Source organism: Enterobacter sp. 03-F-07-AD-ECC (assembly GCF_047530935.1).
Lineage (GTDB): Bacteria > Pseudomonadota > Gammaproteobacteria > Enterobacterales > Enterobacteriaceae > Enterobacter > Enterobacter cloacae.
Map to the genome: position 1 here is coordinate 1 of NZ_JBLKBZ010000027.1, position 13,466 is coordinate 13,466.

12 protein-coding genes are annotated in these 13,466 nt (G+C 55.4%); 5 read left to right on the plus strand and 7 right to left on the minus strand.

What is annotated here, in order from left to right; translation table 11 throughout:
- Window positions 1-96: 96 nt before the first annotated feature.
- The 3 genes from ACMWKA_RS22825 to ACMWKA_RS22835 form a co-directional block, all read right to left on the minus strand.
- Window positions 97-3,177 carry an efflux RND transporter permease subunit gene (locus ACMWKA_RS22825; RefSeq protein WP_414760628.1) on the minus strand — a complete coding sequence of 1,027 codons (3,081 nt, stop codon included), beginning with the start codon at window positions 3,175-3,177 and terminating at the stop codon, window positions 97-99.
- Window positions 3,177-4,298, minus strand: a complete 1,122-nt coding sequence (locus tag ACMWKA_RS22830; RefSeq protein ID WP_414760629.1) for an efflux RND transporter periplasmic adaptor subunit — start codon at window positions 4,296-4,298, stop codon at window positions 3,177-3,179. Before ACMWKA_RS22830 ends, ACMWKA_RS22825 begins: the two co-directional genes overlap by 1 nt.
- Before the next feature lie 148 nt (window positions 4,299-4,446).
- On the minus strand, window positions 4,447-5,016 hold the full coding sequence (locus ACMWKA_RS22835) for a TetR/AcrR family transcriptional regulator (RefSeq protein ID WP_013094828.1): 570 nt from the start codon (window positions 5,014-5,016) through the stop codon (window positions 4,447-4,449).
- Between the two features lie 187 nt (window positions 5,017-5,203).
- Between ACMWKA_RS22835 and ACMWKA_RS22840 the strand changes: the two genes are divergently transcribed.
- From ACMWKA_RS22840 to nlpA, 4 genes are all read left to right on the plus strand, one after another.
- On the plus strand, window positions 5,204-5,623 hold the full coding sequence (locus ACMWKA_RS22840; protein WP_020686446.1) for a GNAT family N-acetyltransferase: 420 nt from the start codon (window positions 5,204-5,206) through the stop codon (window positions 5,621-5,623).
- Between the two features lie 127 nt (window positions 5,624-5,750).
- The gene (locus tag ACMWKA_RS22845) at window positions 5,751-6,011 is read left to right on the plus strand and encodes an antitoxin (RefSeq protein ID WP_020686447.1); all 261 of its coding nucleotides are present in this window, start codon (window positions 5,751-5,753) and stop codon (window positions 6,009-6,011) included.
- Between the two features lie 3 nt (window positions 6,012-6,014).
- Complete coding sequence (locus ACMWKA_RS22850; protein ID WP_020686448.1) at window positions 6,015-6,413, plus strand: type II toxin-antitoxin system VapC family toxin; 399 nt, start codon at window positions 6,015-6,017, stop codon at window positions 6,411-6,413.
- 140 nt (window positions 6,414-6,553) lie between these two features.
- Window positions 6,554-7,354, plus strand: a complete 801-nt coding sequence (gene nlpA / locus ACMWKA_RS22855; RefSeq protein WP_029881865.1) for a lipoprotein NlpA — start codon at window positions 6,554-6,556, stop codon at window positions 7,352-7,354.
- A 12-nt stretch (window positions 7,355-7,366) separates the two neighbouring features.
- Here the strand turns inward: nlpA and ACMWKA_RS22860 are convergent, their stop codons facing one another.
- Window positions 7,367-8,047 carry an EAL domain-containing protein gene (locus tag ACMWKA_RS22860; protein ID WP_414760630.1) on the minus strand — a complete coding sequence of 227 codons (681 nt, stop codon included), beginning with the start codon at window positions 8,045-8,047 and terminating at the stop codon, window positions 7,367-7,369.
- Between the two features lie 69 nt (window positions 8,048-8,116).
- Window positions 8,117-8,728 (minus strand): helix-turn-helix transcriptional regulator, encoded by a 612-nt coding sequence (locus ACMWKA_RS22865; RefSeq protein WP_013094832.1) that lies wholly within the window; start codon window positions 8,726-8,728, stop codon window positions 8,117-8,119.
- Window positions 8,729-9,175: 447 nt separating this feature from the next.
- Between ACMWKA_RS22865 and ACMWKA_RS22870 the strand changes: the two genes are divergently transcribed.
- A complete protein-coding gene (locus ACMWKA_RS22870; RefSeq protein WP_414760631.1) occupies window positions 9,176-9,841 on the plus strand; it encodes a LuxR C-terminal-related transcriptional regulator in 666 nt (221 codons plus the stop codon).
- Between the two features lie 41 nt (window positions 9,842-9,882).
- Here the strand turns inward: ACMWKA_RS22870 and ACMWKA_RS22875 are convergent, their stop codons facing one another.
- Together ACMWKA_RS22875 and ACMWKA_RS22880 are read right to left on the minus strand one after the other, a co-directional pair.
- Entirely contained in the window at window positions 9,883-10,947 is a 1,065-nt protein-coding gene (locus ACMWKA_RS22875) for a fimbrial protein (protein WP_414760632.1), read from the minus strand.
- Window positions 10,948-10,959: 12 nt separating this feature from the next.
- Entirely contained in the window at window positions 10,960-13,455 is a 2,496-nt protein-coding gene (locus tag ACMWKA_RS22880) for a fimbria/pilus outer membrane usher protein (RefSeq protein ID WP_414760633.1), read from the minus strand.
- Window positions 13,456-13,466: the final 11 nt, after the last annotated feature.

A 13,466-nucleotide genomic window follows, 5' to 3' on the forward strand; every position in this document is an offset into this window, starting at 1 on the left:
TCAATCATTCGGACTCCAACGACTAGTCTAAAAACTAGTATTAAGACTATCACTAACTTAAGTGATACCAACTGTCTGGAGATTCAGGGGGCCAGTCTACAGACGTTTCACCAGTACAAAGAATAACGGAACGAAGAAGATCGCCAGCAGCGTGGCGGCCAGCGTCCCACCAATAATGCCGGTACCGATCGCCACCCGGCTGTTGGCCCCTGCACCGGTGGCAATCGCCAGCGGCGTCACGCCTGCAATAAACGCCAGCGAGGTCATGATGATGGGGCGCAGACGCGTCTGGGCAGCACGCAGCGCCGCACGTGTCAGGGAGTAGCCTTCGGCGACTTTCGCCTCGGCAAATTCAACAATCAGAATGGCGTTCTTCGACGACAGGCCGATGGTGGTCAGCAGTGCCACCTGGAAGTAGACGTCATTGTTCAGGCCGCGCAGGGAGGCGGCAATCGCCGCGCCCAGCACCCCAAGCGGGATCACCAGGATGACGGAAATCGGTACTGACCAGCTCTCATACAGCGCCGCCAGACACAGGAACACCACCAGGATCGAGAGGGCATACAGGCTCATGGCCTGGCCGCTCGCCAGTTTTTCCTGTAAGGACAACCCGCTCCACGCCCAGGTGCTGCCGGACGGCAAATTATTTGCCAGCTGCTCCATTTTGCTCATCGCCGTACCGGAACTGGCACCACTGGCGTTCTCGCCCTGAATTTCATACGCCGCCGATCCGTTGTAGCGCACCAGGCTTTCCGGGCCATACTCCCAGCGGGTGGTGGCAAAGGCGGAGAACGGGGTCATGGTGCTGTCGCTACCGCGTACATACCATTTGTTGAGATCGGACGGCACGGCGCGATAGTCGCTGTCACCCTGGATATAGACCTTCTTCACGCGGCCGCGATCGATAAAATCATTCACGTAGGTGCCGCCCCATGCGCTGGAGAGGGTGTCGGTGACGTCGCTCAGGGAGAGCCCCAGCGACACGGCTTTATTGTTGTCGATATCCACCTGAAGCTGCGGCATCTGCGGCAGATCGTTGGCGCGCACCGCGTGCAGGGAGGCATCCTGATTCGCCTCGCCAATCAGCTGGTTACGCAGCTTGAGCAGCGTGTCGCGGTCGGTGCCGCCGCTCGCCATCAGCTCAAAGGTAAAGCCGTTGCTCTGGCCCAGGCCGTCCACCGCCGGTGGCGTCATGGCAAAGATGGTCGCATCGCGGATGGTGCTCAGCTCCTGCGTGGCGCGCAGGGCAATGGCCTGAGCGGTGTTTTCATCCCCCTTACGTTCGGACCAGTTTTTCAGGGAGACAAACGCCATCCCGGCGTTCTGGCCGCTGCCGCTAAAGCTGAAGCCCTCAATGGTGAAGATAACGTTGGTGTTGGCTTTCTCTTTGGTGAGGAACCACTCGCGCACCTGGCGGCTGACTTCGGCGGTACGTGTCGATGTTGCGCCGGCTGGCAGGGTGTACTGCACCATGATTTCGCCCTGGTCTTCCGTCGGCAGGAAGCTGCCCGGCAGTTTCAGCATCGCGAACCCCATCGCGCCGCAGAGCAGGACGTAGATGACCAGCATGCCGCCGGAGCGGCGCAGCGCGCGCAATACCTTGTTCTGGTAACCCTGCTCGGTCTTGCTGTAGAAGCGGTTAAACGCGCCGAAAAAGCCCTTCTTATGTGGGGCGGTGTGACTCAGAATCGAGCCGCACAGCGCAGGCGTCAGGGTTAATGCCACCACCACGGAAAGGAGCATCGCCGAGATAATGGTGACCGAGAACTGACGGTAAATCACCCCGGTGGACCCGCCAAAGAAGGCCATCGGCAGGAACACCGCAGAGAGCACCAGCGCAATGGCGATCAGCGCACCAGAGATTTCGCCCATCGATTTTTCCGTGGCTTCCCGGGCGGGCAGCCCTTCGTCACGCATAATACGTTCGACGTTTTCCACCACCACGATGGCATCATCCACCAGCAGCCCTATCGCCAGCACCATCGCAAACAGGGTCAGGGTGTTGATGGAGTAGCCGAACAGCGCCAGTACGCCAAAGGTGCCCAGCAGAACCACCGGAACGGCCAGCGCCGGGATCAGCGTGGCGCGGATGTTTTGCAGGAACAGGTACATCACCACAACCACGAGGATAATGGCTTCGAACAGAGTCTGAATGACATCCTCAACGGAGATTTTGATGAACTCGGTGCTGTCTTTCGGGTAGGCCACGTCGTAGCCTTCCGGCATCGACTTTTTGAACTCGGCGATTTTCTCTTTCACCGCCGTGGCGGTATCGAGCGCGTTAGCGCCCGGTGAAAGCATCACCGCCATCCCCGCGGCCGGGTGGCCGTTCAGCTTCGCGGTGGAGGTGTAATCTTCGCTGCCCATCTCCACGCGTGCAACATCGCTGATGTGTACCACCGCGCCGTTAGACTGGCTCTTGACGATGATATTTTTGAACTGATCCACCGTCTGCAGACGCGACTGGGCGCGCACGGTGGCGGTCAGCTGCTGGGCGTTCGACGAGGGCAGCGCGCCGATTTTACCGGCGGAAACCTGCACGTTCTGCGCTTCAATCGCGCTCTGTACATCTGAAGGCATCAGCGAGTAGGACGCCAGCTTCGCCGGGTCGAGCCAGATACGCATCGCGTATTCCGCACCAAACACCTGCAGACTCCCGACGCCATCCACACGCGCCAGCGGATCCTGCATATTACTGACCAGCCAGTCGGCGATATCCGAGCTGCTGGCGGTGTCGGTTTTGTCGTACACCCCCATGATCAGCAGGAAGTTGCTCTGCGATTTCTCGACGGTGATCCCGGACTGCTGTACTTCAGTCGGCAGGCGTGATTCCGCCTGCTGGACTTTGTTCTGCACCTGGACCTGCGCGGTGTCCGGGTCGGTCCCCTGTTCAAAGGTGACGGTAATGCTCACCGAGCCGTCCGAACTGCTGGTGGAGGTGAAGTAGAGCAGGTTATCCAGCCCGGTGAGCTGCTGCTCGATCACCTGCGTCACGCTGTTTTCCAGCGTCTGCGCGGAGGCACCGGTGTAGGTGGCGGAGATCTTGATCGACGGCGGGGCGACGTCCGGGTACTGCGCAACCGGCAGCGTGCGGATCGCCAGTATCCCGGCGAGCATAATAAGAATGGCGATCACCCAGGCAAAGACCGGGCGACGCACGAAGAAACGGGAAAACATCAGGCATTTCCTCCGCTGGATTTCATCTCTTCGGCCTTCACCTGTTGGTCGGCGGTGACTTTGTCGGTGCCTTCCACAATCAGCCTGTCACCCGCCTTCAGACCGCTCAGCACCAGCCATTTATCGCCGTAGGTGTCACCCGTTTCCAGCTGGCGTTGCTCCACCTTGTTGCTGGCGTTCACCACCAGCGCAGTGGCTTTGCCTTTGGCATCGCGGGTAATGCCCTGCTGAGGAGCCAGGATCGCGTCATCCATGATGCCCTCGTCCACTCTGGCGCGGACAAACATTCCCGGCAAAAGCTGATGCTGTGGGTTCGGGAAGACGGCGCGCAGGGTGACCGAGCCGGTCGATTCATCCACCGCCACTTCGGTCAGCGCCAGACGACCCTTTTCGCTGTAGGTGCTGCCGTCTTCTAGCTGCAACGTGACGCTCAGCGTATCGCTGTTCGAGGCGAGGGTTTGTTTGCGTAATCGCAGCAGATCGGCACTCGAACGCGTTAAGTCGACATACATGGTGTCCAGCCCGCGAATGGTGGCCAGCGCGGTGTCCTGCTGAGCGGTCACCAGCGCGCCGGGCGTGACGGAGGAGATGCCGATGCGTCCGGCAATCGGCGCGGTGACGGTAGTCCAGTTGAGGTTAATGCGTGCGCTCTCCTGCGCGGCTTTCTTTGACTCGACGCTGGCCTTGTCCTGCGCGCAGGTGGATTTCGCGTCTTCCGCGTCCTGGCGCGACACACCGTCGTCTTTCACCAGCTGCGCATAGCGCCGGGCTTTCTGGCAGTCGGCCTGCACCAGCGCTTGCGCCTGTTTCAGCGCCGCGGCGGCTTCATCAAACGCGGCGCGGTAGCTGGAGGGATCGATCTGATACAGCGCTTGTCCGGCTTTCACGGTATCGCCTTCGGTGAACAGCCGCTTCTGAATAATGCCGCCCACCTGTGGGCGAACCTCGGCGCTCATTGCGGCGGTGGTACGCCCGGTCAGTTCACTGACGACGGACACCGGCTGGCTCATGAGTGTGACAATCCCCACTTCCGGAAGAGGACGTTGGGGAGCAGATGTTTGCGCATTATCACACCCTGTCAGGAGGAGTAATGCGGCGATGGAGGTTGTTATCTTTTTCATCATCTTTTTCCAGGGTGAACGATGCCCGCCCTGTTAATGGCTTAACAAGGAGGAGGGCGTTTTAAAGGCACAGCGATACCGTATCTCTGGCAGAACCAGAAATGGTAAACCGGGAAATTACCTGTTCCCGTTAATTATTCACATGCGATTACTTCGCAGTGAAAAGCATATTTAAAATATTCTGATAAATCGGCTCTAATTGTTCTGACGGCACGTTTAAAGGCGTAAGCCGACGGTAAATTGTGCCTTCGATCATCACGGCGGTAATCTCCACGCAGCAGCGAATATGTTCATCACTTAAATGAGGAAACTGCTTTTTCAGGTGCGCACAGGCGTTGCTAAACATACGGGCCTCGGCTGCGGTTAACATGGCGGCCACCTGCGGATTACGCGTCGCCTCGGCGGACATTTCGAGCATCAGCGCATCGTCGTCTTCGTTAATCGTCTGACGCCAGGCGAGCGCCTGCGGCATGCCTTCCACCACCGTTTTGTCCTGCATTCCCTCGATACGGGAATCGATAATACGGCGGATCATCTCTTCAATAATCGCGTCTTTGTTACTGAAATAACGGTAAATTTGCCCGACGCTGAGTTTCGCCTCGCTGGCGATTTGCGACATACTGGCCGCATGAAATCCACTGGCGCGAAAGCAGCGGCGCGCGGCGGTGATGATCTCGTCCTGACGTTGTTTCTGCCGTTCTTCCAGTTTTGTGCTCATCGTCGATTACCGGGTAAAAAGTGAGAATGATCGTTCTCATTATACGTTTTGGGTGCGTATTGGAAAGGCTTTTTTTATTTACATATTGAATGAATATTTCAGGATTTAAAAAATGGAGGAAATAAGGAGTTTTTATGAAGGTTAACCTGTGAGATATTCAGATTGCGTGGAAAATAAGGAGAAAAATATGCACCTGAGCATAACAGAAAAAGTCACACCCGCAGAAAAAGAAGAGTTATTTGTGGGATTAAGAGCTTACAACGCCCAGTTTTTAGATATGACGAACTTTAGTGGTGATATTGGCGTTTACATGCGAGACGAAAAGGGCGTCATGCTGGGTGGATTAATCGGCGTACGAAAAGGTGAATGGCTGAATATTGATTATCTCTGGGTGAGCGATACCGTACGGGGAACAGGCGTGGGCAGCCAGCTTATCAAAACGGCGGAAGAAGAAGCCAGACGTAAAGGCTGTACACATGCCCTGGTCGACACGGTCAGCTTCCAGGCGCGTCCGTTTTATGAAAAACAGGGGTACCAGCTGCAGATGTCTTTGCAGGATTACCCGTACCCAGGCATGCAGCGTCATTATCTGACGAAAGCGCTTTAGGCCCGGTTCTGCATTAGTCATTCCGCTATTTATTGCGAGTCGCTTTCTGAAATTGACGAGTCTCGCTTGCCTCCCTTGAGGGCGATGGCACATGCTTCGGCCTGGTCATTCAACCAGGGAGATAGCAATGAAACGTACAGCAAAACTCTTCAAAAAGGGGCGACGTCAGGCAGTGATGTTGCCTGCTGACTTCATGTTTGATACGGAGAGTGTTTACATCCGACGAGATGAGGAAGGGAATGTCATCTTGACTGCGAGATCGGAAAAGGAGCGTCACAGAGATAATTTTTTACGTTTATTGAAGCAGACTGATGTTCCTGATTCTTTCCTGAGTAAAGAGGAACGCAATCAGAGCTATACAACAAGAGATCCATTTGAAGGGTTCTAGAAAATGCTGCATATGTTGGATACAAACATAGTAAGCCACCTCGTCAGGCAACATCCCGGGGTGATAAAGCACTATTCTCGCACCCCAATAGAAAAAATGTGTATTTCAAGCGTGACGGAGGCTGAACTGCTTTATGGAATAGCCAAAAAGCAAAGTGACAGATTACAAAAAACAATACTTGAGTTCCTTAAAACCATCACTATTTGCGACTGGGACAGTGAAGCCGCAGCAACGTACGGTGAACTCCGCGCAGAAATGGAGAAGAGAGGGAGAGTGATGGGCGATCTCGATCAACTGATCGCTGCGCATGCTCTTAGTCGGGGTACAACAATAGTGACCAACGATCATGCATTCAGAATGGTGCAGGCGCTTGCCGTTGAGGACTGGACAACAGCGTCGTGATCGCCGATGCCTGGTGGCGCAGCGTCACCCGGCAATAGACCGCATATAACCTATCCTTCTTATTGATTCCTTTTCGGTTTTTATTTCACCGCCTCGTTGCCGATATAGTCACTGAAACGTTCATCAAAAGGATAGGTCTTGTGAAACTTCGATTGGGTGCTCTGGTTCTCGCGGGTCTGCTGCTGGCAGGTTGCGATCAAAGTGGCAGCGATGCCAAACACATTAAAGTCGGCGTAATCAACGGCGCGGAGCAGGATGTGGCTGAAGTCGCCAAAAAAGTGGCAAAAGAGAAATACGGTCTGGATGTGGAGCTGGTCGGGTTTAGCGGTTCGCTGCTGCCCAACGATGCTACCAACCAGGGAGAACTGGATGCTAACGTCTTCCAGCATCGTCCGTTCCTTGCAGAAGATAACAAGGCGCATAACTACAAACTGGTTGCCGTAGCGAATACCTTCGTCTTCCCGATGGCCGGTTATTCCCGCAAAATCAAATCCGTGTCTGACCTGAAAGACGGGGCGACCATTGCCATCCCTAATGACCCCACCAACCTCGGTCGCGCGCTGCTCCTGCTGCAAAAAGAGAAACTGATTACCCTGAAACCGGACGTGGGCCTGCTGCCAACCGCGCTGGATATCACCGCTAACCCGAAAAAACTGAACATTATGGAGCTGGAAGGGGCGCAACTGCCGCGCGTGCTGGATGACCCGAAAGTGGATGTTGCCATCATCAGCACCACCTATATCCAGCAAACCGGGCTTTCCCCGGTGCATGACAGCGTCTTTATCGAAGATAAAAACTCGCCGTACGTGAACATCGTGGTGACGCGCGAAGACAATAAAGACGCAGAGAACGTAAAGGAATTTATCCAGTCCTATCAGTCACCGGAGGTAGCGAAGGCGGCGGAGACCATTTTTAACGGCGGAGCGGTGCCGGGCTGGTAATGCCCACGGAATTTACACCGTCACGCTGGCATCTATCCGGCTTTCCGGCCAGAGGAAACCCTGGCCAAACCGTGCCCCTGAGGCGCAGGCTCGCTGAAAGTCCTGCGCGGTTTCAATGCCTTCGACGACAACAGCCCGGGCAATCTTCTCTCTGACGAAGTGAACCAGTGAGTCAAAGCGGGCGGGAGAGCTCAGCTCTGAGCGGTCCAGCTTGATGCCATCTACCGGCAGAGCAAGACGCGCATAGTCGTCTGCCAGTTCCTGAGTCAGATCATCCAGCCAGACTTTCCAGCCCGCCGCCTTAAGCTGAAGCAGGGCGTGATGGATGCCGCGTTGCTCTGCGGCACTCATGCGGGTCACGGTTAACGGATCCTGAATTTCTATCGTTAAGCGCTGCTGGTGACGTAGCGCAAGCAACAGGTCGATGGCTTTAGCATCAAGCAGCTGGTCTGCCGGGAGATTAAGCCAGTACTGGCCTTTGTCCGGCATCTGCAGCAGCGTATTGGCCTGCCAGAAAAAAATTTGCAGCGCGCTACGGGTGGGCAGTGAAGCGAAGAGTGCGTCAAGATTCACGTTGTGGATCTCCACCAGAACCTCATGCGCCACCGCCTGGCCGGAATGCAAATCGACTAAAGGCTGAAACCGCAATCCAGTGATGGCATGCAGCAGGGGAGAGGGAAGCACGGTGTACATGACAAGACCTGCAGAAAAAAAGGTTCCCGCGGACACGGGAACAAAGGCAAACGACACACGGTCGGGAAGTTAATTCAGGATCCAGCGAATGCTCTGATAGAACGAGGGGCCCCGCACGGCCTTCAGCTTATTCATGGCATTGTTTTTGTAGAAATAAACCAGCCTGACGTTGCAGCCGAGCTGACGGGCAATTTGCTTGGTTTTCAGGTTACATGAGTAGCCCCGCAGCACGCTCGCTTCCTCGTTGGAGAGCCTTGCAGGGCGCTGCCGCGTCGTAATGCTCACGTTGTAATGGTTTAACGCTTTTGGCGTCTGGCTCATCAGGATTTGCCACATCGCCTTGATATCCCCCAGCGACACGCGCTTATTGATGACCCCATCCACATGCTTAAATTTCAGAAAACCGACGGATAACGAATAGATATAGATCCTCGCCGCTGGCTGTTTTTCTTTAATGCGCAGAATATCTTCATTGGGCGTAATCATAAAACTGCCGATATTCAGTGGATCATAAATGACGATGTCCCAGGTTCGTTCGCTGAGGAGAAAATCTTCAATATTGCTGAACCCATGGAAAATAACATCCCGATGCGCGTCAGGTTCACGGTTGCCAAGATATTGCAGGCCAATCATTGTGAACTCACAACTATCAATAACGGCCACATGTATTGTTTCTTTCATGGTCATTCTCCTTTAGTTGGGCACCCGGTCCGTGTAAGAGAAACAGTAATTTGAATCGTGCGGTCACCCATGCCTTTGTCGCGAGACATGGCATAAAATGTATGCCAGGAGAATGTATTGCGTAAAGCCAATCCCTTTTATTATCGAAAGATAAAATTCAAAAAATATTTTAAGGTGAGATCTAATGTTTTTAATCTTCTTATAATATTAGAGATAGATTTTTATCCTGAGAAATGGCGTTTGTTAAGGTTTGATATGGATAACACGCTCTTTTTATGGGGTTTTTAGGCGGGGTTTTAGCACGTTTTGGGTGTTGGTTCGCCACTTGTGTTGCTTCGCCAGGAATTTTAGCCACCCGGGCGTTAAAATCCTGGTGGGAATAAGTTGTGAGCATGGGCTTATTACACTACTATCAGTCTCCTTTTATCGTGTTAATAATGAAATAATATGATTTTTTCTGAATTCACTCTCAGGATTATTGTGTTTTATCGGGTCAATATTCTGCAGGAGATTATAAGCGATGCGCTGCGTAAATTACTGCCTGAATATTCTCTGCAAATATCAATAGTGGAATCAACAGAACAGCTCTTTGATGCCATTAGCGACAGTCAGGTCGATATTGTTATGGCCGAGTTCAGTTATCTGTTTAACCATAAATCGTGGAGCGTACAGACCAGTAACCGGCTCAATATGTTATGTCATACGCACCACGTTAAGCGTGTACTTTTTGTGCCTGAATTACAGTACGGATTATTAAAAAGGGTGCTGGAGATGAAATACGAGCTGACCCTTTCCCTGCAGGACGAGCCCGGCGAGCTGAAAAGAGAATTACAGGCGCTGCTCAGAGCAGAAGAGGCCAGGCCGCGTGTCTCATCGTATCTGAAGGGAATGATGCGCGCCGGCGCGCGCTCGCGTTCGGTGCTTTCTGCCCGGGAGTGGGAGGTGCTGCATCTTCTGGTGGAAGGCTACACCGTGACCGAAATTGCCCAGCTGCGAAGCCGCTCGGCCAGTACCATCGCCACCCAAAAGCACAATGCGATGAAAAAACTCAACCTCACCAACCACAGCGAACTCATCAAATACCTGCAGATGGCGGGCCGGATCGGGAGTTAAGCATCGATTCGCCGGAACGACAGCGTCCCGGCAGATGCGCATCAGGGGTAGATAATATTCAGCGTCGCCGTCGTATTGAGTTTGCCCTGACTGACCTTCGCCGGTGCCCAGACATAATAGGACGCCGCCATGGGCAGGGTGAACGTCTTGCTCAGTGCCCCGCCCGCCGCCACGTTGAACAGCAGCGTGGCATTTCCGCGGCTGGTGGTAGAGGTCGAGAAGATGACCGGCTGTTGCGGGTTATTCCGCTGAATCAGCCGCAGCCCCACGCCCTGTGCGGCACCGCTGCTGGTATCAACCAGTACGGAACTGTCGGTCGACAGCAGTTGCGTGCTGGAGAGGAACATCTCAATCGCCCGGTCAGACGTCCCGTTTGTCCCCAGATTCTGACAGCTCATATTGAGCGTAAAGGGCGTCAGCCCTGGCTGGGCAGAGGCACTCAACTGTGGGATACCCAACGTAGGTAAATGAACCGTCAGCCCCGCGTTGTCGAAAGAGCAGGTGGTCAGCTTCGGCGCATATTTGATGGTCATCGGCTGGCCAAACATATCCCGGTTATCGTATGGCCACTTAAAGCCGTTAAACAGCCACTGCACGATTTTCACCAGCTGATTGATCGGCCAGGTAATGATCTCCCAGAACGACATGCCGCTCATATCGCTGACGAACAAGACATCGCTCATGGTCGCCGTGTCCCCCGAGAGGGTCGTACCACTCTGATCAACCAGCGTAAAGCGCACGGTAAACGGCGTATTCAGTTCTGAAGCCGTATGGTTACCGCTCGCGCTCAGCGTCTTGTTGGGATGCGTGCTGATGATCTCCGCCCGCACCCTGTATTTGTCATTGCTGAAGCCCAGAATGGTGGCGTACTTACTGTCGGTCGAGAGGATCGGCGTGTAAGAAAACTCGCTGTTGCCGGTTGAGCAGTTAAACGAGCCGCTGTACTGGGTGCTGAAGCTCCCGGTCCAGGTCGGCGTGGCGGGCGTCAGCTTATCCGACAGATCGACGCTGATCGGCGGGCCATAGGAAATACTGCCCCCGGAACAGGTGGCATAGCTTGCCCCGCTGACGCAGGCGAGAAACAGAAAGGTCAGTAACCGTATCATGTTGATGTTCCGTTAGTAATGGCAAACAGAGGACGGGCTTTCCAGCCCCCACGCCGGTGCGGCGATAGTGCAATTTCCGCCACGCAAATGAACGCTAAGCTCACGTGGTGGTTGTTCCGCGCGAATGTAGAGCACGCTGGCCTGGCCGACATAACCCACCGACTCGCTGCGCTCGTTCAGCACTTCGGTACCAAACGGCAACGGTGCCCCGTCCGGGCGGGTGGCGCGCAGCATCCAGGACTGGCGCTGGTCGGTATCGAAGCGGATATAGTTCACCGCGCCATCGTAAGGGGCGACGTTAGCGATGTTGCCCAGCACTTCTGCCCCGCGGCTGTTCGCCGTTTCGGACAGGGTGATGGCATTTTTACGGTACGGCGTGGCGTAAGGCACCAGCGCCACGCCATCACGGTTGGTCACGATACTTTCGTCGCCGTTAACCATCAGCCCTTCCGCCTGCGGCGCATCGACAATGGTCATGGTGGAGCCGGTTTCGTTGGAGGCAAGCAGATGCCACGGCACGGCCACCAGGCTGCCGCGCCCGTTCAGCCCCATCTGGCGGTAGTCGGAGGATTCACTGTAGGAGCCGCCAAGCGTCGCGAAGTTTGCCCGGTATGCGGTGTTCACGCTGGCGGTGTTGTTCCCGCCCCGCGCATTGCTGCCGGAGAGCGTATAGCTCAGGCGGTTCGACGCCAGCGCGTTGCCGCTCATGCTGATATTGCTCTGTTCATAATGCGAGTCGCTGGCCGTCAGGCTGGAGGTGACCCACGCGTTGTTATCAAACAGCGAGAAGGGCAGGCTGAGGGAGAGGTAAAAACGCGTCTCTTCTTCACGCTCGCTGTTGCGCACCCGGCTGGCGGAGACGGTATAGCTGGCCCGGCCGATGGCGTTGGAGTAGCCGGCCTGATATTCGCGCGAGGTTTGGCGGGAATTCCAGTAGTCGCGCTGTGTACCCGAGATAAACACCGTGCCCCAGTTGTCGGGCAGACGCTGGTTCAGGTTAAGCGTGAAGGTGTTTTTAGGCTGTGCGGCGCGCAGGGCATCCCAGGTGCTCATCGTCATCTCCGGGGCGACCCCGAAGCGATCTTCATACTCGTCATACTGTGCTTTCAGGCGTTGATACCCTTCCCGGGAGTAAAGCGCGTCGCTAAAGCTGTAATACCCTTTCGTGGAGTAGCGGTAGGCCGCCAGCGTGAAGTTGGTGGCTGTGGTATCGATAAATTTACTGTACGACACGCGAAAGCTTTGGCCGCTGTCGGTTCTGTCCTGCAGCGTGGTTTTGGCGTGGGTGACATCCACGGATACCGCGCCAAAGGGCAAATTCCAGCCGGTGCCGATAAGCCCCGCCTGATAATTATCGCTCACGATCGTGCCCGTATAGCCGGTCATCAGGTTATTAAAGCCATAGCGCAGCGTGGCCTGCAGGAACGCCGGGTCCGCCTCAAGGGTGTTTTGATGAACCTTTCCCGCCACCACGCTGTACTCGCTCACACCCTCTTTGAGCATGCCGGGCACGGCAGAGAAAGGCACCGTGAATGATTGCTGGGAACCGTCCGCTTCGCGCACGACCACCAGCAGGTCGCCCGCTGAACCGGTCGGCTGAATGCTGTCGAGGGTGAACTGGCCCGGCGGAACGTTCTCCTGATAGATGACGTTACCGTTCTGCATTACCTTCACCAGGGCGTTAGTGCGCGCCACGCCATGTACCACCGGTGAAAAGCCCTGCTGCGAGTTAGGGCGCATTTTCATATCGGAGGCCAGCGACACGCCGCGTACACGAAGGGAATCAAACAGATCGCCGGGAATATAAAAGTCGCCCAGCGTCAGGTTGGATTTCAGCGCCGCCAGCGGGCGGCGAAGGTAGCGGGTGTTATTCTGCCAGCTGCTGTCACCGCTGGCGGATTTGCGCCAGGTACTGCTGTCGCGAAACTGCCAGCCGAGCAGGTTGGCCCCGGAATCCAGCCCGGCGTAAAAATCATCGTTGGTCTCTTTGGCGGAGCCTTTTGTTCGCGTGTTGTACCAGGTGGTGTTCCAGGAGAGCATCAGCGCCGGGATCCCTTCGTCCCAGAACTGAGGGGCAACATAGCCCTCTTCGGTACGTAAGACGGCCGCCTGTGGCACGGTGAGTCCCAGACTAAGCGTGCTGGTGTCCGTTTTTACCTCGCCGCCCTGAACCAGATCGTGCAGCTGCACCTGGCCGTCAGTAATGGCGGGGGCCGGAATCGCTTTGGTGTTGATCCCCAGCATAAGCGCGTCTTTCCAGGCAAGGCGAACGTCATCCTGTTGCTCGCCGTAGGTCACCGTATAGCGCCCCTTCCAGTCTCCGTTGACGTAAATATCCATCTCCTGGGGACCGGCTGGCATGGCGTTGTTTTCGTAAAAGCGTGACAGATCGGACTCACCGGATGCGCCAGCAAGCAGGGAGGTATCAAACGTTACCGCACCTGATTTATGCGAAAGCAGAAGCGAGCAGACAGCCAGCATGCAGAGCCTGTTTTGTTTCATTTTCATGGTGAGTCTTT

What these genes read in the sequence shown, in the direction of transcription:
- ACMWKA_RS22865 (WP_013094832.1), bottom strand. Translation starts at nt 8,728, where the DNA reads ATGAAAGAAACAATACATGTGGCCGTTATTGATAGTTGTGAGTTCACA.
- ACMWKA_RS22840 (WP_020686446.1), top strand. Translation starts at nt 5,204, where the DNA reads ATGCACCTGAGCATAACAGAAAAAGTCACACCCGCAGAAAAAGAAGAG.
- ACMWKA_RS22825 (WP_414760628.1), bottom strand. Translation starts at nt 3,177, where the DNA reads ATGTTTTCCCGTTTCTTCGTGCGTCGCCCGGTCTTTGCCTGGGTGATC.
- ACMWKA_RS22860 (WP_414760630.1), bottom strand. Translation starts at nt 8,047, where the DNA reads ATGTACACCGTGCTTCCCTCTCCCCTGCTGCATGCCATCACTGGATTG.
- ACMWKA_RS22845 (WP_020686447.1), top strand. Translation starts at nt 5,751, where the DNA reads ATGAAACGTACAGCAAAACTCTTCAAAAAGGGGCGACGTCAGGCAGTG.
- ACMWKA_RS22880 (WP_414760633.1), bottom strand. Translation starts at nt 13,455, where the DNA reads ATGAAAATGAAACAAAACAGGCTCTGCATGCTGGCTGTCTGCTCGCTT.
- ACMWKA_RS22875 (WP_414760632.1), bottom strand. Translation starts at nt 10,947, where the DNA reads ATGATACGGTTACTGACCTTTCTGTTTCTCGCCTGCGTCAGCGGGGCA.
- ACMWKA_RS22850 (WP_020686448.1), top strand. Translation starts at nt 6,015, where the DNA reads ATGCTGCATATGTTGGATACAAACATAGTAAGCCACCTCGTCAGGCAA.
- ACMWKA_RS22870 (WP_414760631.1), top strand. Translation starts at nt 9,176, where the DNA reads ATGATTTTTTCTGAATTCACTCTCAGGATTATTGTGTTTTATCGGGTC.
- ACMWKA_RS22830 (WP_414760629.1), bottom strand. Translation starts at nt 4,298, where the DNA reads ATGAAAAAGATAACAACCTCCATCGCCGCATTACTCCTCCTGACAGGG.
- ACMWKA_RS22835 (WP_013094828.1), bottom strand. Translation starts at nt 5,016, where the DNA reads ATGAGCACAAAACTGGAAGAACGGCAGAAACAACGTCAGGACGAGATC.